The sequence below is a fragment of the Pseudomonas sp. R2-7-07 genome (assembly GCF_003852355.1).
Classification (GTDB): domain Bacteria; phylum Pseudomonadota; class Gammaproteobacteria; order Pseudomonadales; family Pseudomonadaceae; genus Aquipseudomonas.
In genome coordinates, this window is sequence record NZ_CP027759.1 from 3,464,519 (window position 1) to 3,489,850 (window position 25,332).

26 protein-coding genes are annotated in these 25,332 nt (G+C 61.6%); 9 read left to right on the top strand and 17 right to left on the bottom strand.

The genetic code is table 11. The annotated features are described in order from the left end of the window. Positions 1-16: 16 nt before the first annotated feature. The 12 genes from C4J86_RS15810 to C4J86_RS15865 form a co-directional block, all read right to left on the bottom strand. Positions 17-1,411, bottom strand: coding sequence for an FAD/NAD(P)-binding protein (locus C4J86_RS15810; protein ID WP_124371087.1), 1,395 nt, complete (start codon positions 1,409-1,411; stop codon positions 17-19). Between the two features lie 12 nt (positions 1,412-1,423). Next, entirely contained in the window at positions 1,424-2,191 is a 768-nt protein-coding gene (locus tag C4J86_RS15815; protein ID WP_124371088.1) for an ABC transporter ATP-binding protein, read from the bottom strand. A 3-nt stretch (positions 2,192-2,194) separates the two neighbouring features. Further along, entirely contained in the window at positions 2,195-3,535 is a 1,341-nt protein-coding gene (locus C4J86_RS15820; RefSeq protein WP_124371089.1) for an ABC transporter substrate-binding protein, read from the bottom strand. A 21-nt stretch (positions 3,536-3,556) separates the two neighbouring features. Further along, on the bottom strand, positions 3,557-4,606 hold the full coding sequence (locus tag C4J86_RS15825; RefSeq protein WP_124371090.1) for a branched-chain amino acid ABC transporter permease: 1,050 nt from the start codon (positions 4,604-4,606) through the stop codon (positions 3,557-3,559). Between the two features lie 4 nt (positions 4,607-4,610). Next, the gene (locus C4J86_RS15830; protein WP_124367443.1) at positions 4,611-5,492 is read right to left on the bottom strand and encodes a branched-chain amino acid ABC transporter permease; all 882 of its coding nucleotides are present in this window, start codon (positions 5,490-5,492) and stop codon (positions 4,611-4,613) included. After that, positions 5,492-6,262, bottom strand: coding sequence for an ABC transporter ATP-binding protein (locus C4J86_RS15835; RefSeq protein ID WP_124371091.1), 771 nt, complete (start codon positions 6,260-6,262; stop codon positions 5,492-5,494). Before C4J86_RS15835 ends, C4J86_RS15830 begins: the two co-directional genes overlap by 1 nt. Beyond that, complete coding sequence (locus C4J86_RS15840) at positions 6,259-7,107, bottom strand: AMP-binding protein (RefSeq protein WP_124371092.1); 849 nt, start codon at positions 7,105-7,107, stop codon at positions 6,259-6,261. Before C4J86_RS15840 ends, C4J86_RS15835 begins: the two co-directional genes overlap by 4 nt. Before the next feature lie 111 nt (positions 7,108-7,218). Then, positions 7,219-8,652 carry an LLM class flavin-dependent oxidoreductase gene (locus C4J86_RS15845; RefSeq protein WP_124371093.1) on the bottom strand — a complete coding sequence of 478 codons (1,434 nt, stop codon included), beginning with the start codon at positions 8,650-8,652 and terminating at the stop codon, positions 7,219-7,221. Beyond that, on the bottom strand, positions 8,652-8,978 hold the full coding sequence (locus C4J86_RS15850; RefSeq protein WP_124371094.1) for an acyl-CoA dehydrogenase: 327 nt from the start codon (positions 8,976-8,978) through the stop codon (positions 8,652-8,654). Before C4J86_RS15850 ends, C4J86_RS15845 begins: the two co-directional genes overlap by 1 nt. Positions 8,979-8,990: 12 nt before the next feature. Further along, a complete protein-coding gene (locus C4J86_RS15855; protein ID WP_124371095.1) occupies positions 8,991-10,187 on the bottom strand; it encodes an SfnB family sulfur acquisition oxidoreductase in 1,197 nt (398 codons plus the stop codon). A gap of 298 nt (positions 10,188-10,485) precedes the next feature. Next, positions 10,486-10,836, bottom strand: a complete 351-nt coding sequence (locus C4J86_RS15860; protein ID WP_124371096.1) for a hypothetical protein — start codon at positions 10,834-10,836, stop codon at positions 10,486-10,488. A 186-nt stretch (positions 10,837-11,022) separates the two neighbouring features. Then, entirely contained in the window at positions 11,023-11,586 is a 564-nt protein-coding gene (locus C4J86_RS15865) for a helix-turn-helix domain-containing protein (RefSeq protein ID WP_124371097.1), read from the bottom strand. A 92-nt stretch (positions 11,587-11,678) separates the two neighbouring features. Here C4J86_RS15865 and C4J86_RS15870 point away from each other — a divergent pair, with 92 nt between their 5' ends. From C4J86_RS15870 to C4J86_RS15900, 7 genes are all read left to right on the top strand, one after another. Beyond that, entirely contained in the window at positions 11,679-12,608 is a 930-nt protein-coding gene (locus tag C4J86_RS15870) for a DMT family transporter (protein WP_124371098.1), read from the top strand. A 173-nt stretch (positions 12,609-12,781) separates the two neighbouring features. Further along, positions 12,782-15,706, top strand: coding sequence for a monovalent cation/H+ antiporter subunit A (locus tag C4J86_RS15875; RefSeq protein WP_124371099.1), 2,925 nt, complete (start codon positions 12,782-12,784; stop codon positions 15,704-15,706). Beyond that, positions 15,706-16,050: a Na+/H+ antiporter subunit C gene (locus C4J86_RS15880; protein WP_124363330.1), complete on the top strand. Its 345-nt coding sequence runs from the start codon at positions 15,706-15,708 to the stop codon at positions 16,048-16,050. The genes C4J86_RS15875 and C4J86_RS15880 overlap by 1 nt, the downstream gene beginning before the upstream one ends. After that, positions 16,047-17,729, top strand: coding sequence for a monovalent cation/H+ antiporter subunit D (locus C4J86_RS15885; RefSeq protein WP_124371100.1), 1,683 nt, complete (start codon positions 16,047-16,049; stop codon positions 17,727-17,729). The genes C4J86_RS15880 and C4J86_RS15885 overlap by 4 nt, the downstream gene beginning before the upstream one ends. Further along, positions 17,726-18,214, top strand: coding sequence for a Na+/H+ antiporter subunit E (locus tag C4J86_RS15890; RefSeq protein ID WP_124371101.1), 489 nt, complete (start codon positions 17,726-17,728; stop codon positions 18,212-18,214). The genes C4J86_RS15885 and C4J86_RS15890 overlap by 4 nt, the downstream gene beginning before the upstream one ends. After that, entirely contained in the window at positions 18,211-18,489 is a 279-nt protein-coding gene (locus C4J86_RS15895; protein WP_005789171.1) for a K+/H+ antiporter subunit F, read from the top strand. The genes C4J86_RS15890 and C4J86_RS15895 overlap by 4 nt, the downstream gene beginning before the upstream one ends. Continuing rightward, positions 18,486-18,824, top strand: coding sequence for a Na+/H+ antiporter subunit G (locus C4J86_RS15900; RefSeq protein WP_124371102.1), 339 nt, complete (start codon positions 18,486-18,488; stop codon positions 18,822-18,824). Before C4J86_RS15895 ends, C4J86_RS15900 begins: the two co-directional genes overlap by 4 nt. A gap of 139 nt (positions 18,825-18,963) precedes the next feature. On the opposite strand, the gene C4J86_RS15905 is transcribed toward C4J86_RS15900, so the two are convergent. Beyond that, on the bottom strand, positions 18,964-20,082 hold the full coding sequence (locus C4J86_RS15905; protein WP_124371103.1) for an acyl-CoA dehydrogenase family protein: 1,119 nt from the start codon (positions 20,080-20,082) through the stop codon (positions 18,964-18,966). Positions 20,083-20,145: 63 nt separating this feature from the next. Beyond that, positions 20,146-20,907: a GNAT family N-acetyltransferase gene (locus C4J86_RS15910; RefSeq protein ID WP_124371104.1), complete on the bottom strand. Its 762-nt coding sequence runs from the start codon at positions 20,905-20,907 to the stop codon at positions 20,146-20,148. A gap of 366 nt (positions 20,908-21,273) precedes the next feature. On the opposite strand from C4J86_RS15910, the gene C4J86_RS15915 reads away from it, so the two are divergent. Beyond that, a complete protein-coding gene (locus C4J86_RS15915) occupies positions 21,274-21,603 on the top strand; it encodes a helix-turn-helix domain-containing protein (RefSeq protein WP_124367459.1) in 330 nt (109 codons plus the stop codon). Here the strand turns inward: C4J86_RS15915 and C4J86_RS15920 are convergent. Then, the gene (locus C4J86_RS15920) at positions 21,600-22,382 is read right to left on the bottom strand and encodes an SDR family oxidoreductase (protein ID WP_124371105.1); all 783 of its coding nucleotides are present in this window, start codon (positions 22,380-22,382) and stop codon (positions 21,600-21,602) included. The genes C4J86_RS15915 and C4J86_RS15920 overlap by 4 nt on opposite strands. Further along, positions 22,379-22,705 (bottom strand): nuclear transport factor 2 family protein, encoded by a 327-nt coding sequence (locus C4J86_RS15925; protein ID WP_124371106.1) that lies wholly within the window; start codon positions 22,703-22,705, stop codon positions 22,379-22,381. The genes C4J86_RS15920 and C4J86_RS15925 overlap by 4 nt, the downstream gene beginning before the upstream one ends. Before the next feature lie 704 nt (positions 22,706-23,409). On the opposite strand from C4J86_RS15925, the gene C4J86_RS15930 reads away from it, so the two are divergent. Beyond that, positions 23,410-23,745: a DUF6124 family protein gene (locus C4J86_RS15930; RefSeq protein ID WP_124371107.1), complete on the top strand. Its 336-nt coding sequence runs from the start codon at positions 23,410-23,412 to the stop codon at positions 23,743-23,745. A 182-nt stretch (positions 23,746-23,927) separates the two neighbouring features. On the opposite strand, the gene cysS is transcribed toward C4J86_RS15930, so the two are convergent. Continuing rightward, positions 23,928-25,316, bottom strand: coding sequence for a cysteine--tRNA ligase (gene cysS, locus C4J86_RS15935; protein WP_124371108.1), 1,389 nt, complete (start codon positions 25,314-25,316; stop codon positions 23,928-23,930). Positions 25,317-25,332: the final 16 nt, after the last annotated feature.

A 25,332-nucleotide genomic window follows, 5' to 3' on the forward strand; every position in this document is an offset into this window, starting at 1 on the left:
AAGCCCCCTCCCACATTTAGATTTGGGTCAGTTTCAAGGCCAGTGCTTTAGCCTGAATCGCCACATCGGTCACCGCCGTACTCTCCCACCACATCCCGCGCAGCGGCGGGCCCATGGCGAACAGCCGCCCGCTCACCTGGCCCTGAGCATCGAGCACTGCACCGCTGGCATCCGCCGCAATCCCCAGCGCCAACGGCCCCGGCCGGATCAACCCGCGCTTGAGCAATTGCTGCGGCAACGGCCTGGCCACGCGGCGCCAGTCGTATTCGATGCCGCTGGAGTTGATCAGCGCCGCGCCGTGCGCCTGGGTGAGCGCCTGCTCGCCGCGATGGCGCAAGGCAATCGTCACACCGCTGGCCGAAGGCACCAGCCCCTTGAACGACGCCGCGTGAACCTGCAGGCGCCCTTGCGCGTGCAAGCGTTCGACCAACTGCGCACTCAACGGCGGCGAACGGTGGTGATGGCTTTCCCACCACGGCCGCACATGCCGCACGAACTGGCGTTTCTCGCGGTCGCTGGCCTGGCTCCACAACCTGGCAATATGCACCCGAACCGTGTCCAGCGGCGCCTGCCAATCGACGTCCTGCTCGAGCGCGATGCGGCATTGCCGCCGCACCTCACGCACCAGTTGCCGAGGGCTGCGCAGCCGCTGATCAGCGCCAAGAAAATCGTCCCAGCCCGGCGGCTGGCGGCGCACATGGGGCAACAGACCGTGACGCGAAAACACCTTGATCGGCCCACGGTGCCCGGCCTGTTCGAGGGACACGACCGCATCCACCATGGTCAGCCCGGAGCCGATGATTAGCACGGTCGCATGCGGGTCGAGCTGGGTCATGGCCTGCACGTCCCACGGGTCCAGCGCCGCAGCGTTCAGTCCGCTGGATTCGGTCTGGGGCGTGCGGGCCGCCGGGAACATGCCGGTGGCCAATACCGCAAAGGTGCCACGCAGGCGTTCGCCGTTATCCAGGGACACCAAGGTGCCGGCAGCCTCAACCTGTAAGTCGACCACCTCTGCACGGACATGCTCGACCGTGGAAGCCGACAGCGCCTTGGCCTCAGCCAGGCGCTGCTGCGCGTACAGGCCAAAAATCCCGCGTGGCGGGAACAGTTCGCTGATGGGCACGGGCTGTTGGGCCGATTCCGGCCACCCCCCGGCGTCGATGTAGGCGGTGAGCCATTGGGTCAGGTCATCGGCATTGTCCGGGTCGACACTCATGCGCGCCGCATTGCCGTTCAAGGTGTGGCCCAGCTCGATCGCACTGTAGGCCTCGCCCCGCCCCAGTTCCGCGCGCGGCTCAATCACCAGGAGGCGCCGCCGGCCTGGCAGGCGCAGCAACTGCACCGCCAGCATCGTACCGCTCAGGCCGCCGCCGACGATCAGTACATCAGCGTTGCGGATGGATTCACTCATGCCCGTTCGCCCTTAGCGTTTACCCAGATAAATGTCATGCAAATCACCCCGTGCCAACAGCTCGGCGGCACTGCCACTCAGCACCACTCGCCCAGTATCCAGCACGTAGCCCTGGGACGCATAGGTGAGCGCGACGTTGATGTTCTGCTCGGCGATCAGAAAGCTCACCTGCTCGTCGCGGTTGAGCTGGGCAATGATCGCGAAGATCTCCTGCACGATCATCGGTGCCAACCCCATCGATGGCTCGTCGAGCAGCACCAACGCAGGACGGGTCATCAACGCCCGGCCAATCGCGACCATCTGCTGCTCGCCCCCGGAGGTCAGCCCGGCGCGGGTGTGGCGCTTGGTCTTGAGCCGGGGGAACCAGGTGTAGATTCGCTCCAGGTCGCTGGCCAGTTCCTTGCGACTCAAGCGCCGCACGAAGCCGCCGCTGCGCAGGTTGTCTTCCACCGTGAGCTGGCCGAACACATGACGGCCTTCCAGCACATGCACCATGCCCTGGCGCACGCGCTGGCTGGGGTCCACACCCGCCAAGTCGTGGCCGGCGTATTCGATTCGGCCACGGCTGACTTCTGCGCGCTCGGCCCGCACCAACCCGGAAATGGCCTTGAGGGTGGTGCTCTTGCCGGCGCCATTGGCGCCGAGCAACGCAACGATGGCGCCCTTGGGCACACTCAGCGACACCCCGGCCACCGCCAGGATCGCACCGTCATAGATCACCTCGATGTCGTCGACCGTCAGCAACGCCGGGCGCCCTGGCTCGATGGCAGGCTGGTTCATGGTTTATTCATCCCCGGTGCAGGCGCGTGGCGTCAGGTGTTTTTCCTTGGCGAACGCGGCGGATTTTTCATCGATCAGCGGACGCAACAGCGCACGGTCAGCGGCGATCCAGTCGCTGATCAGCGCCCAGTTGGCACCGTCCCACTGCTGCACCCGCGCCGAGCCGCCGCCCTCGTGGTCGCGGCAGGACAGCTTGAGGTTCTGCATCAGGCCCAGGTAGCCCATGTCTTTGAGGCGCGCATCGTCGATATTCAGGTGTTCCAGGCCCCAGCGGCCCTCTTCGCCATTGAGCGGGCGCTTGCCGAAGCGGGCCTGGCCCGTGCGGATCGCCTCCACCGCCACGGCGGCGTTCACCAGGCCTGAGTTGTAGTACACGCTGCCGAAGTTTTTCAGGTCCTTGAGGTCGCTGTGGCCCTTGTCGAGGACGTATTGCTTGAGGCGTTTGTGGATCTCGAAATCGCTGCCTGCCGGGTACGGCGTGAGCGCCAGGTAGCCTTTGGCGGCGACACCGGCGGGCAACACGTCTTCGCTGGAACTGGCCCAGATATCGCCGATGATATGGTCGACCGGGAAGCCGAAGCGCGCCGCCGTCTTCACCGCCACCGGGGTCGACACGCCCCAGGTGCGCAGGAATACCCAGTCCGGATTGGCCTGGCGGACCTGGCGCCACTGCGCCGACTGCTCGTTGCCGGGGTCGGCCACCGGGATCTGGATATTTTCAAAGCCGTACTTTTCGGCAAGCAACTTCAATGGGCCGAGGGTTTCGCGACCGTAGGCCGAGTCGTGATAGACCGTGGCGATCTTCTTGCCCTTGAGTTTGTCAAAGCCGCCTTCGCGCTCGGCGATGTAGTTCACCAGGGTCGAGGCCTCGCTGTAGAAGGTCAGCATCACCGGGAAGTTGTAGGGAAATACCGTGCCATCGGTGGCTTCGGTGCGCCCGTAACCCAAGGTGATCAGCGGGATCTTGTCCACTTCCGCCCGTTCGCTGAGTGCGTAGGCCGCCGGCGCGCCGTTGGGCTGGTACACCGCGACCGGCGCGCCGTCCAAGCCATTCTTGAAGCGCTCGTAGCACTCGATGCCCTTCTCCGCCGTCCATTCGGTCTCGCACTCCTGCCATACCAGCTTCACGCCGTTGATACCGCCTTCGACTTCGTTGATATAGCGCAGGTAGTCGATCATCCCGGCCCACACCTGTACGCCGCTGGAGGCATAGGCGCCGACACGGTAGGTGGCCAGGGGAATGAATTGCTGGTCGGGCGAAGCCCAGGCCTGGGGCACGGCGCCAGCCAAGGCCGCCAGCGCGAATGCGGTGCCGACCAGCGAACGTTTCAGGGATGCACGCATGGAGATTCTCTTGAGGGAAGGTTAGAAGCGCAGCGGCCAGTGCCGCAGACGCTCACGCAGGTTGTGCAACAGGCGAATCAGGCCCTCGGGCTCCTTGATCAGGAACACGATGATCAACACGCCAAAGATGATTTTCTGCAGGTTCTGCAACTGCCCCGCATCCACCGCGCCGCCGAACAGCGCCTGCCCGGCGTGGCTGAGCAGGATCGGCAGCAAGCTGATAAAGGCCGCGCCGACGAAGTTGCTGGCGATGCTGCCCATGCCACCGATAATGATGATGAACAGGATCTGGAACGAGCGGTTGATATCAAAGCTGCTGGCACTGGCCGTACCCAGGTAGGCGAAGGCCCACAGCGCACCGGCTACGCCTAAGTAAAACGAGCTGACCGCGAACGCCAGGCGCTTGTAGCGCACCACCGGGATGCCGACCACGGCGGCCGCGGTGTCCATGTCGCGGATCGCCATCCAGTTGCGCCCCACCTGGCTGCGCACCAGGTTGACGGCGGTCCAGGTCAACAGCAGCACCGTGACCAGGGTCAGCCAGTAGCGGCCCAACGGGGTATTGAGGTCGTGGCCGAACAGCGTCAGCTGCGGGGCGGAAATAGTCCCGGAAGAGCCGTAGTTATAGAACCAGGGGAATTTGACGAACAACCATTCAAGGAAAAACTGCGCCGCCAGCGTCGTCACCATCAGGTAGAAACCCTTGATCCGCGAGCTGGGCAGGCCGAACAACAGGCCCACCAGCGCGCTGATAATCCCGCCGCCGAGCAACGCCATCGGCAAGCCCAACTCTGGCAGGCGCAGCAGAAAACCGTAGGTGGCGAAAGCCCCGACCGCCATGAAGCCCGCCGCGCCGACCGATGTCTGCCCGGTGTAACCGGTGAGCAGGTTCAGGCCCAACCCGGCCAGCGACAGCACCAGGAAGGGCACCAGAATCGCATTGAGCCAATAATCATCGCCCCACAGCGGTACCGCGATAAACGCCAGCGCCAGCCAGGCGAACAGGCCCCAGGGCAAGCGACGCGGCACCAGCAGCAGCGGCGCGGTGGGTTGTGCAACAGAGGTCGACATGGCTTCAGACTCGCTCGATAGCGCGCTCGCCAAACAGGCCGGCGGGACGGATATACAGAAAGGCCAGGGCCACGACATAGGCGAACCACGGCGTGATGCCGCCGCCGATCCACGGGCCGATATACACCTCGGCGAGGTTCTCCGCCGCGCCGACAATCAGCCCGCCGACAATCGCCCCGCCAATCGAGGTGAAGCCGCCGATGATCAGCACCGGCAAGGCCTTGAGCACCACGAGCGACAAGGAGAACTGCACGCCCTGGCGCGCGCCCCACAACAGCCCGGCCACCAGCCCGACGATGCCGGCCACTGCCCAGACGATCTGCCAGATGCGGTTGAGGTTGATGCCAATGGACAGCGCCGCCGTGGTGTCATCCGCCACCGCGCGCAACGACACACCGATACGGGTCTTGTTGAACAGCAGCGCGAGCACCGTCACCAGCACCACGGCGGTGGCCGCAGCGATCAGGTCGAACTGGCTGAGCATCAGCGGCCCGACGAACAGCGGCACGTCGTCGATGCCCAGGTCCAGCGCGCGCACCTGCGAGCCCATCAAGCCTTGCGCCAGGCCCTCGATAATGAACGACAGGCCGAGGGTGGCCATGAACAGGGTGATCTGCGAACGGTTCACCAGCGGCCGCAGCACCAGGCGTTCGATGAGCAAGGCGCCGACGACCATCACGATCACCGTCAGCAGCAACGCCAAGGCAAACGGTACGCCCTGGTCATGCAGGCTGACGAATGTCAGCGCGGCAAACAGCAGCATCGCGCCCTGGGCAAAGTTGAACACGCCGCTGGCCTTGTAGATCAGCACAAAGCCGATGGCGACCAGCGAATACAAGGTGCCGGCGAGCAGGCCGCCGAGCAGGGTTTCAAAGAAGAAGGTCATCAATGTGTCACTCCCAGGTAGGCCGCAATCACCTCGGGATTGGCCTGCACCTCGGCGGGTGTGCCGTCGCCGACCTTGCGCCCGTAATCGAGCACCACCACATGGTCGGACAAGCCCATCACCACGCCCATGTCGTGCTCGATCAACACCACGGTGGTGCCCAGGTCACGGTTCACGTCGGCGACGAAGCGCGCCATTTCCTGTTTTTCCTCGGCGTTCATCCCGGCCATGGGCTCATCCAGCAACAACAGACTGGGCCCGGCGATCAACGCCCGGCCCAGTTCCACGCGCTTTTGCAAGCCATAGGACAGGTTGCCCACCAGCACCTCGCGATGGGCTTGCAACTCCAGGAAGTCCAGGATGCCCTGGGCGCGCTCACGGAACGCTTCGGCTTCGCGCCGCGCGCGGGGCAAGCCGAGGGCCTGTTCGATGAAGGTGCTGCGCATATGCCGCGACAGGCCGGTGAGCAGGTTGTCCAGCACGCTCATTTTTTTGAACAGCGCATTGTTCTGGAACGTACGGCCGATGCCTCTGCGCGCAGCGCTCAGCGGGTCGATGCGATGCAAGCGTTGTGCCTCGAACAGGATCTCGCCGGCATCGAAGCGATACACACCATTGAGCACATTGAGCAGCGAGCTTTTGCCGGCGCCATTAGGGCCGATCAGCGCGCAGATCTCACCGCGCCGCACCTCGAAAGACAACGCGTTGATGGCCTTGACGCCTTTGAACGACAGCGAAATATCACGCACCTGGAGAATGGCCTGGCTCATGCAATGTCCCGTTTGAATTCGGCCAGCCAGGTAGGCTCGGCAGTGGCTTTAAGCGGTTGCCAGATGTAGCCCAGGCGCTGGAAGCCCAGCAGCGTACGCACACGATTCTTCAGCAACCGGCGCAGGCCGCTTTGCGGATGGGCGATGGCCCAGTCACACAGGCGTCGGCGCCAGGTGCCGCGGGGGGCAAGGCGGTTTTCGATGTCGTCGGCCAGGTGCTGCAAGCGTTCGGGCGACAGTAGCAGACCGGTGGGGGCAACTTCGCTGCGATCGCGCCGCGCCGAGGCCAGGGTCTCCGGGAAGGCCAGGCCGTGGCCGCTGTTCAGCCATTGTTCCAACACCACGGCGAGGCCACCTTGCCAGTGGGTGCCCTCCTCGCTCCACAGCAGGGTTTCGCCGGTGGGGTGCCACCAGCGGCTGATGCGTTGCGCGGGATCTAAGGGGCCAAGCAGCTGGGCGAAGTCCAACCGCTGGGTGAACTCCCAGTCGGGTTGGCGACCCTGCACGTAGGCGTGGCTGGGGCGAATGCGCCACAGCTGCTGCTGCAAGGCCTGGGGCTCCAGGCTGTCGGCCAGCGTCAGCACCTGCCCGCCCACCGACTGGGCGGCCAGCGCCAGCAACAATAGGTTCGGCTCAAATGCGCCGCTGAGCGCCAGCCGCGACTGTTCGCTGAAGCCCTGCTGGCGCAAGCCGTCAGCCACGCGTTCGACGTCGCGCAACGCGTCGATCCAGCGCCAGGCATGCCATTGGCCCTGGCGCTTGTGGCGCAGGGCGATGTGCAACGGCGTGAGCTGTGCCCAGTGGTGCAGGCGTTCCAGGGCGGCTTTGGGTTCGGGCACGCTCATAGGGGTGATGCTCCTATTAGGGGTGGGCGTGCGGTGGTCCGCTGGCTGGGTTCTATCAGGCAATGCAAATCAACTGTGGGAGGGGGCTTGCTCCCGATGGCGGTGGTTCAGTTAAACCACCTTTGACTGGCCCACTGCTATCGGGAACAAGCCCCCTCCCACATTGGTTTTGTGTAAGGTAGATAGGTCACGGTAGCTGGCGCCCGGATGGTTCGGCCCCAGCCGTGCGCCCTCGCCAAACAACTTCTCGCGCAAGGTGCCCTGGGCGTATTCGGTCTTGTACACCCCGCGCTTCTGCAACTCCGGCACCAACAAATCCACCGCGTCGATGAAGGTTTCGTGGGTCAGCGCATAGGCCAGGTTGAAGCCGTCCACATCGGTCTCTTCCACCCATTCCTGGAGCAGGTCCGCCACCGTCTGCGGTCCGCCGACAAACAGCGGGCCAAAGCCCCCGATGCCGACCCAGTCGGCCAGTTCATTCGGCGTCCAGACTTTGTTCGGGTCCGCTGTGGAGAAGGCTTCCACCGCCGACTGGATGGCGTTGGTATGCACATGCTTGAGCGGTTCGTCGGGCCTGAACCGGCTGAAATCGATACCGGTCCAGCCGGAGATCAGCGCCATCGCGCCTTCGTAGCTGACATAGGATTTGTACTCGTCGAACTTGGCCTTGGCCTGCGCGTCAGTCTCGCCGACGATCACCGTCTGCAGGTTGAAGATCAGGATTTTGCGCGGATCACGCCCTGCCTCAGCCGCGCGCCGGCGAATATCGGCCACGGTCTTTTTCAGCAGCACCTTGGACGGCGCGGCGACAAACACGCACTCGGCCTGTTCGGCGGCAAACTGCTTGCCACGGCTGGATGCCCCGGCCTGGTACAGCACTGGCGTGCGTTGCGGCGACGGCTCGCACAGGTGAATGCCGGGTACCTGGAAGTGTTTGCCGACGTGGCGGATTTCGTGGATCTTGCTGGGGTCGCTGAAAATCCGGCGTTCGCGGTCACGCAGCACTGCGCCTTCTTCCCAGCTGCCTTCCCAGAGCTTGTAGCAAACTTCCAGGTATTCCTCGGCGTAGTCATACCGTGCGTCGTGTTCGGTCTGGGCCTTCTGGCCGAGGTTCTTGGCACCGCTTTCCAGGTAGGAGGTAACGATATTCCAACCGACGCGCCCCTTGGTCAGGTGATCGAGGGTGGAGAGCCTGCGTGCAAACGGATACGGATGTTCGAAGGACAGCGAGGCGGTCAGGCCGAACCCCAGGTGCTCGGTGACCAGCGCCATCGGCGTGATCAGCGATAACGGATCATTGACCGGCACCTGCGCCGCCTGGCGAATCGCCGCGTCGCCGTTGCCGTTGTACACGTCATAGATGCCCAGCACGTCGGCGATAAACAGGCCGTCGAACTTGCCGCGCTCAAGGATCTTCGCCAGGTCGGTCCAGTATTCCAGGTCTTTGTATTGCCACGAGCGGTCACGCGGGTGCGCCCACAGGCCGGGGGATTGGTGGCCGACACAGTTCATGTCGAAGGCATTCAAGCGGATTTCACGGGACATCAAAGCACTCCGTTGAGGTGGTAGTTGCCGACAATCTGGTATTTCCAACGCAGCGGGTCATCGAGTGAGGGTGGCAGCGCGGTGCGTTGGCCGGTCAGTTCGAATTCGGCATTGCTGGCGACGATGAGGGCTTCGGCAGCCGCGATTTGTGCTTCGGCCAAGGCGACCGGGCTCGGATGGGTTTCGGCGCGTTCAAACAAAGCGGCGGCCACGTCGACGTGGATCTGCAAATCACCGAAGCGGCTGATCACGTAAGGGTCATCACTTTTTGCGACAAAACGTCGGGTACTTTCCAGCAGTTGGCGCGCCTGATTCAGTGCGGTCATGGGTAAGGTTCCTCAGTTCCAGGCGTGGCGCGCAGGCTTCACGCCGTTGAGCACGAAGTTGCCGATCAGGTGGTACTTCCAGCGCGCCGGGTCGTGCAGGGTGTGGGTGCGCGCATTGCGCCAGAAGCGGTCGAGGTTGTGCTTGCCGGTCACCGAGCGGGTGCCGGCCAGTTCGAACAACTTGCTGCTGGCGAGCAAGGCGGTTTCCGCCGACAGCACTTTGGCTTGGGCGACGACCAACGAGGCGTGGGCCACGCTGTCTTCGCTCGGCTCGGCCAGCGCCTGGTCCACTGCCTTGCCGGCTTTGGCGAGAATGGCTTCGGTGCCGTGCACGCGCCACTCCAGGTCGCCGATGGCGGCAATAGTGAACGGGTCCTGCCAGCCGTGCTCCTGCTGGCTGTCGATCCACGGCCGCGCCTGGCGTGCAAAGATCTTGGCGTGTTCGAGGGCACCGAGGGCGATGCCGGTGTCGACGGCAGCCTGGATGATCTGGGAGATCGGGCCATTGGCGGTGGGGTGGTCGAAGGCCAGGTGAGCAGGTATGACCGCGCTGAGCGGCACGCTGACGCCGTCAAGGGTCACGCCACCGCTGGCGGTGGTGCGCTGGCCGAAACCGTCCCAGCTGTCGATCACGCTGAGGCCGGGCGCATCGCGTTCGACGAAGGCAATAAACGCCTGGCCGTGTTCGTTGTTGCCGACGGTGGGCACGATATGGGCGAACAGCGCGCCGGTGCAGTAGAACTTTTCGCCGTTGATTTGCGCGGTGTCACCGTGAAAGCGGATCTGCGTGTCGAAAGTACCGGCGTTTTTACTCTTGGCTTCGGAGAAGGCGTTACCGAACCGGTAGCCCGCCAGGACCTTGCCGAAGTAGTAGCGCTTTTGCTCTTCAGTGGCGGTTTGCAGAAGGATATCCACCACGCCCAGATGGTTCTGCGGGATCTGCCCCAGGGACGGGTCGGCGGCGGAGATCAACTTGATCACTTCGGCCACCGTCACATAGGACACCCCGGCGCCGCCGTAGGCCTTGGGAATGGTGATGCCCCACAGGCCGCTGGCGGAAAACTCGTCGAGTTCGGCAACGGGCAGGCGGCGGTCACGGTCACGCGCGCTGGCGTCGACGGCAAAACGTTCGGCCAGGCGCGTGGCGATCTCGATGGCCTCGGCGTCCGAGCGAATGATGTGGGCAGGGTGTTGAGGGTGGGCTGACATGGGCCGACTCCAGGCTCCGAGGGGATAACGGAGTGATTGCAGGAGTCATGCCTGAACATAATATTGAATAAATTCAAATAGTTAAAATCTTACAAAAATAAGACCACGCACAATAAATCAGCAAACTGTTTGTTCTCTGTTGTTCAGCGAACAGTGTGAGTTAATCCAGAAATCTGGCGACCGCTATAGGATAGGTATCCCAAAACAGGGATAACGGGCGGACGCACGAGCAGGAAGACCCCAGCATGGGGGAGATGCCAAAACTACAGCAGGAGTCTTGCCTAAAACTAAACGACTTTCACTCGCTCGGATAGCCTAGTACTTTGTAATGAACTTTTGCGGAGTGAAATAATGGTTCGCCATCTAATTCCACAACATATAACGCAGTGACTTCAGGACAGTGAAAAACCTGCGGATACATTTTGACAATGTACTGTTTGACTTCTGTCACTTCAATAAAACCAAGAAGCACGCCATCACCATAGACTCTCCACTTAATAGTTTGCCCAGATGCCATATCCTTGTAGGGATTTATAATCAAAACCCCCTTACCATCCACTATATCTTGAAAATGAATAACACCATTATGCAGCGGCTCGATAGAAGGTGCTGGAACCATTTTATCCGATTCAGTATATATGCTGTTCATTAGACTATCTCCGTATGCTTAGTTATGTAGTAACTCCAAGAATGCTCGGCAGAGACAAAACATGTAGTTTTGTAAAAAAACACCGAATCTATATGAGGACTACCCAGTCAACATAAGCTTTTGCTACCGTCTTGACACCTGTGAACATTGACAGTTGACAGTGCAGTAACCGTCTTAAAGTTAAATCTAAAGCACCACGTTGCGTACGAAACGAGCTGCCATGACGCCATCATTGCGATAAGCGTGGGCCTGGCGGCTGGCAAACATGTAGAACTCACCAGCCACGACATGTGTCTCCTGGCCGTCCAATAGCAAGGTCAGGCAGCCTTCGAATACAAACAGCTGCACGCTCCAGCCTTCCGGGTCCGGTTCGGGGCTGTAGCGGTCTCCCGGCTCCAGACGCATCTCCCACAACTCCACTTCGCGCCGGGCAGTGGCCTTGGCGAGCAGCACGGCCTTGCTGCCGGGGATGTCACCGGCCCAGGCCAGCTCATTGATGCGGCTGTGGTCGGGCGCATCCGGGGCCTGGATCAGGTCGCTGAACGCCACATCCAACGCTTCGGCCACGCGGTCGAGGGTGGAGAGGCTGACATTCTTCTCCCCCGCCTCGATCGCCACCAGCATGCGCCGGCTGACCCCGGATCTTTCCGAAAGCGCGGTTTGGCTGAGGTCGGCGGCATGGCGCAGGCGACGCACGTTCTGGCTGACGTGTTGCAGGACCGAAGCCCGTTGCGGATTTTCTTTGTGCACTATATTGCTCAATGGGTGGGTGTGCGCAGTATACTGCCCAGCGTGCGGCGCATTGTGCGGTCCGTGCCTTTCCCTTGCAAGACCGAGCCGCCATGACTGCCCCGACCTCCCCTTCGCGTTTCAATCGCTTCAGCAAAGCCGAATGCATCCTGGTGGTGATCACCATGATCTGGGGCGCCACCTTCTTGCTGGTGCAGCATGCCATGGCCGTCAGCGGGCCGATGTTTTTCGTCGGCCTGCGGTTTGCGGCGGCGGCCATTGTGGTCGGCCTTTTTTCCTTGCGTACTTTGCGCGACCTGACCCTGTTCGAGTTGAAAGCCGGGGTGTTCATCGGCGTGGCGATCATGTTCGGCTACGGCTTGCAGACCATTGGCCTGCAGACGATCCTGAGCAGCCAGTCGGCGTTCATCACCGCGCTCTATGTTCCGTTCGTACCGTTGTTGCAGTGGCTGGTGCTGGGCCGACGTCCAGGGTTGATGCCGAGCATCGGCATCATGCTGGCGTTTGCCGGGTTGATGCTGTTGACCGGCCCGGCCGGAGCATCGCTGAATTTCAGCTCCGGTGAAATCGCCACGCTGATCGGCGCCGTGGCGATTGCCGCCGAAATCATTCTGATCAGCGCTTATGCCGGGCAAGTGGATGTGCGTCGGGTGACCGTGGTGCAACTGGCCACGGCGTCGCTGTTGTCGTTCCTGATGGTGGTGCCGATGGGCGAGGCATTGCCGGGCTTTTCATGGTTGTTGCTGTTCAGTGCGGTGGGCCTGGGCTTGACCAGCGCGGTGATCCAGGTGGCGATGAACTGGGCGCAGCAGAGTGTTTCGCCGACCCGGGCTACCCTGATTTATGCCGGCGAGCCGGTGTGGGCGGGCGTGGTCGGACGGCTTGCCGGCGAGCGATTCCCGCCGATTGCGATGGTAGGGGCGGCGTTGATTGTGCTGGCGGTGATTGTGAGTGAAATGAAAACCAAGGGGCAGAAGGCTTTCGAAGCACAGGATGAGATGGAACAGGAGCGCCAGGGCTAAGGTCGGATGATTGATCGTTCCCACGCTCCGCGTGGTAACGCCGACCTGGACGCTCCGCGTCCACGTTGTAGCTGTATTCTATTGCTCTTGTAGGATCCTGCCACATCTTGCCGTTTGGTGATCAAGAAAGCGGCACGTATGATGCATCCCAAACTCCCGCAGATTAGAAGCCTATGTCCCTGATAGTTCTACTGCTTCTGCCATTCGTTGGCAGCTGTCTGGCGGCCTTGCTGCCGCACAACGCGCGTAACACCGAGTCCTTGCTGGCCGGCCTGGTGGCCTTGGTCGGCACCGTACAAGTCGCCATGCTTTACCCCCAGATCGCCCACGGTGGCGTGATCCGTGAAGAATTCATGTGGTTGCCCAGCCTCGGGCTGAACTTCGTGCTGCGCCTGGATGGCTTCGCCTGGCTGTTCTCGATGCTGGTGCTGGGCATCGGTGCGCTGGTGTCGCTGTATGCGCGTTACTACATGTCGCCGGACGACCCGGTGCCGCGTTTTTTCGCGTTTTTCCTGGCTTTCATGGGCGCCATGCTCGGCCTGGTGATTTCCGGCAACCTGATCCAGATCGTGTTTTTCTGGGAACTGACCAGCCTGTTCTCGTTCCTGTTGATCGGTTACTGGCACCACCGCGCCGATGCCAGGCGCGGTGCCTACATGGCGTTGATGGTCACCGGCGCGGGCGGCCTGTGCCTGTTGGCCGGGGTGATGTTGCTCGGGCATATCGTCGGCAGCTATGACCTGGACCAGGTGCTGGCGGCGGGCGAGCAGATTCGCGCGCACTCGCTGTACCCGGCGATGCTCGCCCTGGTGTTGATCGGCGCCTTGAGCAAAAGCGCGCAGTTCCCCTTCCACTTCTGGCTGCCCCACGCCATGGCGGCGCCAACGCCGGTTTCAGCCTATCTGCATTCGGCCACGATGGTGAAGGCCGGCGTGTTCCTGCTGGCCCGCCTGTGGCCGTCGCTGTCGGGCAGCGAAGAATGGTTCTGGATCGTCGGCGGCGCCGGCGCCATCACCCTCCTCCTCGGCGCTTACTGCGCCATGTTTCAAAACGATCTCAAGGGCCTGCTGGCCTACTCCACCATCAGTCACCTGGGGCTGATCACCCTGCTGCTGGGCCTCAATAGCCCGCTGGCGGCCGTCGCGGCAGTGTTCCACATCCTCAACCACGCCACGTTCAAGGCCTCGCTGTTCATGGCGGCGGGCATCATCGACCACGAAAGCGGCACGCGGGATATCCGCAAGCTCAGTGGGCTGGTGCGCCTGATCCCGTTCACCGCGACCCTGGCGATGGTGGCCAGCGCCTCGATGGCCGGCGTACCGTTGCTCAATGGTTTCTTGTCCAAAGAGATGTTCTTCGCCGAAACGGTGTTTATCTCGGCGACAAAATGGGTGGAAATCACCCTGCCGTTGATCGCAACCATCGCCGGCACCTTCAGCGTGGCCTATGCGTTGCGGTTCACCGTGGATGTGTTCTTCGGTCCGCCTGCCACCGACTTGCCCCACACGCCCCACGAACCCCCGCGCTGGATGCGCGCGCCGGTTGAACTGTTGGTGTTCACCTGCCTACTGGTGGGGATTTTCCCGGCCCAGATGGTCGGCTCGATCCTCGCCGCCGCCGCGTTGCCCGTGGTGGGCGGCGTGCTGCCCGAGTACAGCCTGGCGATCTGGCACGGCTGGAACGCACCGTTGATCATGAGCCTGGTAGCCATGTGCGGCGGTGTGGTGCTGTACCTGATGCTGCGCAAACAACTCAAGCGTGGCCGCTTCGCCTACCCGCCCCTGGTCGGCTATTTCAACGGCAAGCGCGGCTTCGAGCGCTGCCTGGTGCTGATGATGCGCGGCGTGCGTCGCCTGGAAAAACGCATCAGCACCAAGCGCCTGCAGACCCAGTTGTTCCTGCTGGTGATCGTCGCGGTGATCGGCGCCATGATCCCCATGTTCAACAGCGGCCTGAGCTGGGGCGACCGGCCGAAAATCCCCGGTTCCATCGTGTTCGTCACCCTGTGGTTGCTGGCGATTGCCTGCGCGCTGGGCGCCGCCTGGCAGGCCAAGTACCACCGGCTGGCGGCCCTGACCATGGTCAGCGTATGCGGCTTGATGACCTGCATTACCTTTGTGTGGTTCTCGGCGCCGGACCTGGCGCTGACGCAACTGGTGGTGGAAGTGGTGACCACCGTGCTGATCCTGCTCGGCCTGCGCTGGCTGCCACGGCGGATCGAAGAAGTCTCGCCGCTGCCCAGCTCGCTGCGCAAGGCGCGTATCCGGCGCCTGCGCGACTTTCTGCTGTCTACCGTGGTGGGCGGCGGCATGGCGCTGCTGTCTTACGCGATGCTGACCCGCCAGACGCCCAACGATATCTCCTCGTTCTACCTCAGCCGCGCCCTGCCCGAGGGCGGCGGCAGCAATGTGGTGAACGTGATGCTGGTGGACTTCCGCGGCTTTGACACCCTTGGCGAAATCACCGTGCTCGGCGCGGTGGCGCTGACCGTGTACGCGCTGCTGCGGCGCTTCCGCCCGTCGAAAGAAAGCATGGAGCTGCCGCCTCAACAGCGCCAGCTCGCGCCCGATGTCGCCACCGACCTGGTCAACCCGCGCCAGGCCAGCGACACCGCCCTGGGCTTCATGATGGTGCCGGCGGTGCTGGTGCGCCTGCTGTTGCCGATAGCGCTGGTGGTGTCGTTCTACCTGTTCATGCGCGGCCATAACCAACCGGGCGGCGGCTTTGTCGCGGGGTTGGTGATGTCGGTGGCGTTCATCCTGCAATACATGGTGGCCGGTACGCAGTGGGTCGAGGCGCAGATGAGCCTGCGGCCGATGCGCTGGATGGGCTTCGGCCTGCTGTCGGCGACCCTCACCGGGCTTGGTGCGTTGTTCGCCGGGTACCCGTTCCTCACCACCCACACCTGGCACCTGAGCGTGCCGGTGCTGGGCGATATCCATGTCGCCAGCGCATTGTTTTTCGACGTCGGCGTATACGCCATGGTCGTCGGCTCGACCCTGCTGATGCTCACCGCCCTCGGTCACCAATCGGTGCGCGCGCACAAACCGAGCAACCAGCTCAAAGCCGTCGCCAACCCACAAGGAGCTGCCGCCTGATGGAAGAAGTCATTGCAATTGCTATTGGGGTGCTGGCAGCCTCCGGCGTCTGGCTGATCCTGCGACCACGGACATTCCAGGTGGTGATGGGCCTGTGCTTGTTGTCCTACGGCGTCAACCTGTTCATTTTCAGCATGGGCAGCCTGTTTATCGGCAAGGAGCCGATCATCAAGGATGGCGTGCCCCAGGACTTGCTCAACTACACCGACCCCCTGCCCCAGGCACTGGTGCTCACGGCGATCGTGATCAGCTTCGCCATGACTGCGTTGTTCCTGGTGGTGCTGCTGGCCTCGCGGGGCCTGACCGGTACCGACCATGTGGATGGCCGGGAGCCCAAGGCATGAATTGGGTCAATCAACTGATCGTTGCGCCGATCCTGCTGCCCTTGCTGACCGCCGCGCTGATGCTGATGCTCGGCGAGAAACGCCGCCCGCTGAAGGCAAAAATCAACCTGGTCTCGAGCATGCTGGGGCTGGGCATCGCCGTGCTGCTGTTGTACTGGACGCAAAAAGGCGGCCCCGGCTCGATCGGCGTGTACCTGCCGGGCAACTGGCAAGTGCCGTTCGGCATCGTGCTGGTGGTGGACCAACTGTCGGCGCTGATGCTGGTGTTGACCGGGATTATCGGCGTGAGCGCGCTGCTGTTCGCCATGGCCCGCTGGGACCGTGCCGGCACCAGCTTCCATGCGCTGTTCCAAGTGCAGATGATGGGCCTGTACGGCGCCTTCCTCACCGCTGACCTGTTCAATCTGTTCGTGTTTTTCGAGGTGCTGCTGGCGGCGTCCTACGGCTTGATGCTGCACGGTTCGGGCCGCGCACGGGTGTCGTCGGGGCTGCATTACATCGCAATCAACCTGCTGGCGTCGTCGCTGTTCCTGATCGGCGCGGCGATGATCTACGGGGTCACCGGCACGCTGAACTTCGCTGACCTGGCGCTGAAAATCCCGCTGGTGCCGGAGGCCGATCGCGGCCTGTTGCACGCCGGTGCGGCGATCCTGGCCACCGCATTCCTGGCCAAGGCCGGTATGTGGCCGCTGAACTTCTGGCTGGCCCCGGCCTACTCCTCGGCCAGCGCGCCGGTGGCGGCGATGTTCGCGATCATGACCAAAGTGGGCGTGTATACCGTGCTGCGCTTGTGGACGCTGCTGTTCTCCGGCCAGGCCGGCGCTTCGGCGTTGTTTGGCGGTGACTGGCTGGTGTACGGCGGCATGGCCACGATTGTCTGCGCGGCACTGGCAATGCTCGCGGCGCAGCGCCTGGAACGCATGGCGAGCCTGAGCATTCTGGTCTCGGCCGGCATCCTGCTGTCGGCGGTGGGCTTTGCCCAGCCGAGCCTGACGGCGGGGGCGCTGTTTTATCTGGTCAGCTCCACCCTGGCGCTGAGCGCGCTGTTCCTGCTGGCTGAATTGATCGAACGCTCGCGCTCGGCCAATGACCTGCCACTGGACGAAGAGATCGACGCACTGCCCAAGGCCATGGAATCCCTGCATCCACGGCCCGGCGTCAACCTCGACGATGAACAGAAAGCCGTGGTCGGCCAGGTGATTCCCTGGACCATGGCGTTCCTGGGGTTGAGCTTTGTCGCCTGCGCGCTGCTGATCATCGGCATGCCGCCGCTGTCCGGGTTTATCGGCAAGCTCAGTTTGTTAAGCGCGCTGGTCAACCCGCTGGGCCTGGGCAATGCGGTGGATGAACCCATTCGCCCGGCGGCCTGGGGCCTGGTGGCGCTGTTGATCCTGTCTGGCCTGGCCTCGCTGATCGCCTTCGCACGGCTCGGCATCCAGCGCTTCTGGACACCCGAAGAGCGCCCATCGCCCCTGCTGCGCCGCTACGAATGTATACCGATCTTCCTGCTGCTGGGCCTGAGCATTGCGCTGACCTTCAAGGCCGAGCCCTTGATGCGCTACACCCTGGCCACCGCCAACAGCCTGAATAACCCTGAGCATTACGTAATGGCAGTGATGGCGACGCGCCCGGTGCCCAGCCCTGAAGCCAAGGCCGCCGCCCTGGAGGTGCAGCCATGAAACGCCTGTTTCCCGCGCCGTGGCTGTCGCTGGCGTTATTGGGCTTATGGCTGGTGCTGAACCTGTCCATCAGCCCCGGCAACCTGCTGCTCGGTGCGCTGCTGGGCGTGCTTGCGCCGTTGATGATGGCGCCACTGCGCCCGCAACCGATCAGCCTGCGCCGTCCCGGCGTGATCCTGCGCCTGTTCCTGCTGGTGGGCCGCGACGTAATTGTCTCCAACCTGCAAGTGGCCTGGGGCGTCTTGACCTGTGGCTCACGCGCGCCGCGTTCGCGCTTTATCAAGATCCCCCTGGACCTGCGCAGCCCCAACGGCCTCGCGGCGCTGTCGATGATCACCACGGTGATCCCCGGCACCATCTGGTCCGAACTGGCGCTGGACCGCAGCATCCTGCTCTTGCACGTGTTCGACCTGGACGAGGAAGCGCCGTTTATCGAGCACTTCAAAGCCACCTATGAGCGGCCCCTGATGGAGATCTTCGAATGAGCGCCCTGCTCTCCAATGCGATCCTGTTCAGCCTGTTCCTATTTTCCCTGGCGATGGTGCTGACCTTGATCCGCCTGTTCAAAGGCCCCTCGGCCCAGGACCGGGTACTGGCGCTGGACTATCTGTACATCCTGGCGATGCTGATGATGCTGGTGCTGGGCATTCGCTATGCCAGTGACACCTACTTTGAAGCGGCGCTGTTGATCGCGCTGTTCGGCTTCGTCGGCTCGTTCGCCCTGGCCAAATTCCTGCTGCGTGGGGAGGTGATTGAATGATGCCGTTGTGGATGGAAATCGTCGTGGCAATACTGCTGGTGCTCAGCAGCGTGTTCGCGTTGATCGGAGCGATTGGCTTGCTGAGGATGAAAGACTTCTTCCAGCGCATGCACCCGCCAGCCCTGGCCTCGACCCTTGGGGCGTGGTGCGTGGCATTGGCGTCGATTATCTATTTTTCGGTGCTCAAGTCCGGGCCGGTGTTGCACGGTTGGTTGATCCCGATTTTGTTGTCGATCACGGTGCCGGTGACCACCTTGCTATTGGCCCGTACCGCGCTGTTCCGCAAGCGCATGGCAGGGGACGATGTGCCCGCCGAGGTCAGCAGCCGCCGTTGATTTAAAATGTGGGAGGGGGCTTGCTCCCGATAGCGGTGGTTCAGTCAGACATCTGTGACTGACACTCCGCCATCGGGGGCAAGCCCCCTCCCACATTTGGTTTTGTGTCAGGCGAAAGATCTGGTTCCCCCCAACCTTTTCAGCCCAGTTGCTCACATAGAAATGCGCTGCTGGCGACCCTGGAAGTCGGGTGGAACGCCAACACACGCGTTGCCACCAGCAGATAGGCGACTTCTTCCGACGATATGAACGCCATGCCGCCCATGAGTTCGAAGGCACGCGTGCCGATACGATTGACCGCTTCCTGCACCGAGAAGCGTGTGGCCTGTGCACGCGCCAGGTCGGCGCGCAAGAAGCGGTTTTCGTCTATCGAAGTGGCCAACCCCTGCAACGCCATCGTCGCCCCTTGCAGGTCGATCAGCAACAGTGCCCGGTCTTCCGGCGAACCTTTACCCGCCGTCAAAGCACGCGAGACCAACGCGGACGCCATGCCCAGGTAGGACGCCGCAGCCAGCAGCTGGAACCAGATCGCAAACAGGTGGTTACCCATCCCCTGTTGATCCTCATCGAGCTGCTCATCCACCGTGTTGCTGAAATGCATCATGGAATCGGGAACCACCAGGTTATTGAAGATGACCTCATGGCTGTCCGCCGCTTGCAGATGAGGAACGCCCCAGAACTTCTTACGCTCGATACGTGGATCACCCGCCAACCCCGCGCCGATGCCAAGATGCGTGCGGTCTTCTGGATCGATGTAATTGACGCCAAACGTGATCACGTCGAAGTGATGGGTCATCGTGCAGGGTTTCTTACTGCCATTCACGACATAGCCGTCGGCGGTTTTTTCCACGGTCATGGTCGAGGCCAGAATATCCGAATGCGCACGCCCTTCGGCGAACCCGGACGCCACCAACAAGTCGTTGCGTGCAACCAGGCTCAACAACTTCTCAAGATCAGGAAAGAAATAACTGGCGGCCATCATGCCGGCGATGGTGTGGTGGTGCATGGTCATCATCACTGCCAGTGAAGGGCAATGTGCGCCGACCCACGTGTGCAACTGCGCCAATTGGCGTGCACTGACACCCCCACCACCCAGCGCTTCGGCAATGGCAAGCCCAGGCCGGCCAACGGTGCGAAACAGATCGGCCAGTCGTTGGGACGGGCCCTGTTCCAGTTCCAAAAGCGATGCGGACTCAAGAAAGGCTGCCAATTGCGGTAGCAGTTCAAATGCAGTGGTTCGTTCTTCTGTCAACAACATAGCGTTAACCCCTTCGATGGTTCATGCAGCATCCCGATTCACACTAACGGAGTGCCGGCTTATTTACTTCACGTAATGGCGCGCATAGCGCTGATCTATATTCGATAACGGCATCAACACAAAGAAGTCAGCCGTATGAAAATCACAGTCCCAGGCCGGGTCGCCACATACCCAGGCACCACCGCGCAAATAACCTTTTAATAAGGGTGGCATGGGCACAGGTTTTTCATTTTTAACGTCATGAAGTGCAAAGGGTATATGAGGGGTAACACGGTATTCAGACGGCGCGAATTGTTTGGGTGTAATTGCACGATAAATGGCCGACGCTTGGTAACCGCCATCGGCCAAACTGACGCTGGCGCACCCCATTAAATAATCACATCCTTTACGTTGCATGTAGGCTATCAAGCCCGACCACAGCATCATGATCACGCTGCCGCTGCGGTAGTCAGGGTGCACGCAGGCATGCCCCACTTCGGTAATACGATCGCGCAAATGATCCAATCGGCTCAGGTCGAATTCCTTTTCCGAGTAGTATCCCAGGTGTCGGGCTGCCGTAGGACTCATTAAGCGATAGGTACCGACCACACAGCCAGTCGTGATGTCCCGTACTATAAGATGGTCGCAATAATCATCAAACTCATCGGCATTCAAACCTTGCGCGTTCGTAAGTGCCGTCGCCTGAAAAGTTTCATTGAATACTTTATAACGAAGGGCTTGTACTTCTCGCAGTTGCTCTGACGTACTGGCGAGGCCGACGATCAACTTACCGCCATGCGGCGGCAAGCCTGAACCCGCGTCTCTGGTTTCTGTAAGCATTTGCATATAGTTTCCCTTCTTACAACGACAAGTAATAAACAAAACATTAGCTGCCCTGCTTGAGGGGAGACTGTAAGGAAACTCTGAAACCTCGGGTTAATTTGGCAAGACTATAATCAAAGCGAAAGTCATCATTTTGACCGCCAGTCAGTTCCGACAGTGTTTAGGGTGTTGCTTGGAAAATGGCTGCACACCCTTCGGCGGTTGCTGCAAATTCATCGACCGCGTTTCGCGGCCCGGTTAAACTCCGAGCGCACAACGCCCGCACCTGGGTAGCGGGCGTTTTTTACGCCTGATGTAAAATGTGCAATCGATGCCAAGCGATGGATCGCATTCGTGCCGCCCATTTTGCCACCTTCCAGGAATCGAGCGATGAGCAACGCCTACACCCCCGCCACCGCCGCAGCCGACGTCGAAACCACCCTCGCCTGGCTCGGCGGGCGCTGGAAGCTGATCATCCTGTTCCACTTGTTCGGTGGACAGGTACAGCGCTATTCCGACCTGGAGCGGCTGATCCCGGATATCTCGCAGAAGATGCTCGCCCAACAACTGCGCCAGCTCGAAGCCGACGGCCTGGTGCACCGCACGGTCTACCCGGTAGTCCCGCCCAAGGTCGAATACCGCATGACCGAGTGGGGCCAGAGCCTGTGCCCGGTGCTCGATGGCCTGCTCAAATGGCAGGCGGTCAAGCCGGCGATTTAGACCGTGGGCACGGTACCGCCGTCGATCACGTACTCGGTACCGCTGATCGAAGCGGCCCGGGGCGATACCAGGAAGGCGATCAAATCAGCCACCTCCCGAGGTTTGGCCGGACGCCCGAGAGGAATGCCGCCCAGCGCCTGCATGATGATCTGTTTGCCGCCCTCATAATCCGTTCCCGCCTGGTGCGCCAGGCGCTCTGCCAGAGCCACCACCGCGTCGGTCTCCACCCAGCCCGGCGAAACCCGCACCACCCGAACCCCCTTTGGCGTCACTTCCTTTGACAGGCTTTTGCTGTAAGTCGCCAACGCCGCCTTCGCGGCAGCATACGCCGTAGTCGATTCGGGCAACGGCAACTCATGCTGAATGGACGTGACATGAATAATCACCCCAGCCCCACGCTTTATCATCCCCGGCAACAGTGCCCGATCCACCCGCACCGCCGCCATCAGGTTCTGCCCCAACGCACTTGCCCACTGCTCATCATCCAGCACGGCAAAACCACCGCCTGGTGCGCTGGAACCACCGAGCACATTAACGATGATATCCACACCGCCAAACCGGTCTTTCACCGCCTCGGTTGCGCTCGCACACCCGGCGGCAGTGCCGAGGTCGGCGGCGATGAAATGCACGCCTTCGGGTGTCGAATCTGCCGCCGAACGTGCGACCGAAAACGCTTGGGCGCCCTGTTCATGCAGCACAGCTACCACGGCGGCGCCGATGCCCTTGGTGCCGCCGGTGACCAGCGCGCGGAGGCCTTTCAGGCCGAGGTCGAAGCTCATACGCCGATCTCCAGCGCGGCAATCCTGTCGCGTTCCAGACTGAAGCAATACCGCAAGTCCAGCGGGCTTCCCGGGAAATTCCCTACCAGATGGCTGGTCACTACGGTTTTACCGCCCTGCTCTTCACAGGCAAAAGGTTCGCTGGTGTAGCTGTACTTGCCGGCGGTGTCGGTTTTCCAAGCCTGGATAGCCGGCAAACCGACATAGGTGTAGCCCTCGTCCTTGACCACCGCGTCGGCGGTGAAACACTCGCTGAAATCGCCTGCCTTGGCGGCGTCGGCGGCGAAGTAACGGGCGATGGCTGGAGGAAGCGCGAGGGTCATGGTGGGTACTCCTGAACATTCGATAGGCCGTCAGGATAGAAACCGCCGGAACTCGCCACAAGAACGCACAAAAAGGTAATGGGCTTACTGCAAAGTAAGCCATTGGATTCACGGGCCGGCCCGGACATTGAAGTGCGCGCATCCCCAATAAATGTGAAACCGAAGACTTCGCAAGGTGAGCACAGTCAAAAATGTGGGAGCGGGCTTGCTCGCGAATACGGTGTGTCAGCCACTGCTGCTCTGAATGAAAGACTGCATTCGCGAGCAAGCCCGCTCCCACAGTTGGTTTTGCATCAGACGAAAGACCTGATGCGCGCCGCCCATTTTGATCGTTCCCACGCTCCGCGTGGTAATGCCGCCTGGGGCGCTCCGCGTCCCGCCGAACAACTCAGATCAAGCATGAGGCTCAGACGGAAATTTCCGACAGCGTTTTAGGGTTGTCGCTCGGAAGATGGCTGCCTAATCTTCGGTGGTCGCTGCAAATTCAGCGACCGGGTTTCGCAGCCCGGTTAAACTCTAGACGCACAGCGTCCACCTCAGATAGCGGGCGCTTTTTTTATGCCTGATGTTATGGCGGCTGTGCGCGGGATACCTTCGGGTATGCCGGGTGCCTAGAGTCCCGGTCTGCGAACCTGCGTACAGCTGCCACCCTAATATCGTTTCGCAGCGATGGGTGGTGACTCCAATACTCTAGGAGCTTCGCCATGATTAAAGACAGTCCGAATCCGCCGCTTGATTCATCCCAGTTTCAAGTTTCTGCTCATCAAGCGATTAACCATTATTTGAACCCATCTTCGAAACCAGAGCCGTCAGGTAACGGAACAGGTCTGTTTGCTGTGCGCGAAGGATTAGATGCAGAAACCTTATTGATCAACGCTTCAGAGGACCTGGCGTCAGTTCAAGCGCTGGCAAATCATCTAGCTTTTGAGATCGACGGTAATCCGCGCAGCGTGGCTCTGGGAATTTGTCGAATGCTGGAAGGGATTCAGTTGATGGTGGAGAAAACACTAAACCTCAATGAAAGTAGACTTCAGAGATAAATCTGAGATCGAAGATTGGGCTAATCCATGGGAGGGGGCTTGCCCCGGATGGCGCTGGATCAGTGATCGCTCCCACGTCCTGCGCACTTGTGACGCAGAGCGTCACGGGATGCATTCCCACGCGGAGCGTGGGAACGATCGCCCCGAACCAGTCGGGGCGTTTTTCGTTCAGCGTTTACCAATCAGGCCTGATCAGCCAACCGCCAGGTCGTCCCGCCCTTCCCGTCTTCCAACACCACACCCATCGCGGTCAGTTGGTCGCGGATACGGTCGGATTCCGCCCAGTCTTTATTGGTACGAGCCGCCAGACGCGCCTGGATCAACGCATCCACCTCAGCCGCATCCACACGCCCTTCGGCGCCGGCTTGCAGGAAGTCATCAGCCTCCATCTGCAACACGCCCAGCACGCTCGCCAGTTCTTTCAGACGAGCCGCCAGACCCGCCGCCGCGTCGACATCAGTCTCACGCAAACGGTTGATCTCACGCACCATCTCGAACAGCACCGCACAGGCTTCCGGCGTGCCGAAGTCGTCGTTCATCACTTCGGTAAACCGTGCCACAAACGCTTCGCCGCCGGCGGGGGCCACGGCGGGCAGGCCTTTCAACGCATGGTAGAACCGCTCCAGGGCGCCCTTGGCGTCCTTGAGGTTGTCTTCCGAGTAGTTGATGGCGCTGCGGTAGTGGCTGGACACCAACAAATAACGCACAACCTCCGGGTGATACTTTTCCAGCACGTCGCGGATGGTGAAGAAGTTGTTCAAGGACTTGGACATCTTCTCGCCATTGATGCGGATCATGCCGCAGTGCATCCAGGCATTGGCGTAGGTCTTGCCGGTGGCGGCTTCGCTCTGGGCGATTTCGTTTTCGTGGTGCGGGAACTCCAGGTCGCTGCCGCCGCCGTGAATGTCGAAGGTCTCGCCCAGGCAGCAGGTGGACATCACCGAGCATTCGATGTGCCAGCCCGGACGCCCGGCGCCCCACGGCGATTCCCAGCTCGGCTCGCCGGGCTTGGTGGCTTTCCACAGCACGAAGTCGAGCGGGTCCTGCTTGGCCTCGTCGACTTCGATGCGCGCGCCGATGCGCAGGTCTTCGATTTTCTTGCGCGACAGCTTGCCGTAGCCCATGAACTTGGCGACGCGGTAGTACACGTCGCCGTTGCCCGGGGCGTAGGCGTAACCCTTGTCGATCAGGGTCTGGATCATCGCGTGCATGCCAGGGATGTGGTCCGTGGCGCGCGGTTCCATGTCCGGCTTGAGGATATTGAGGCGCGCCTCGTCCTCATGCATGGCGGCGATCATGCGCTCGGTCAGCGCGTCGAACGCCTCGCCGTTTTCATTGGCGCGGTTGATGATCTTGTCGTCGATGTCGGTGATGTTGCGCACATAGGTCAAGTCGTAGCCGCTGAAACGCAACCAGCGGGTCACCAGGTCGAAGGCAACCATGCTGCGGCCATGGCCGATATGGCAGTAGTCGTACACGGTCATGCCGCACACGTACATGCGCACCTTGTTGCCATCCAGCGGCTTGAAGACTTCTTTGGTCTTGCTGAGTGTGTTGTAGATCGTTAGCACAACGGCTTCCTTAGAG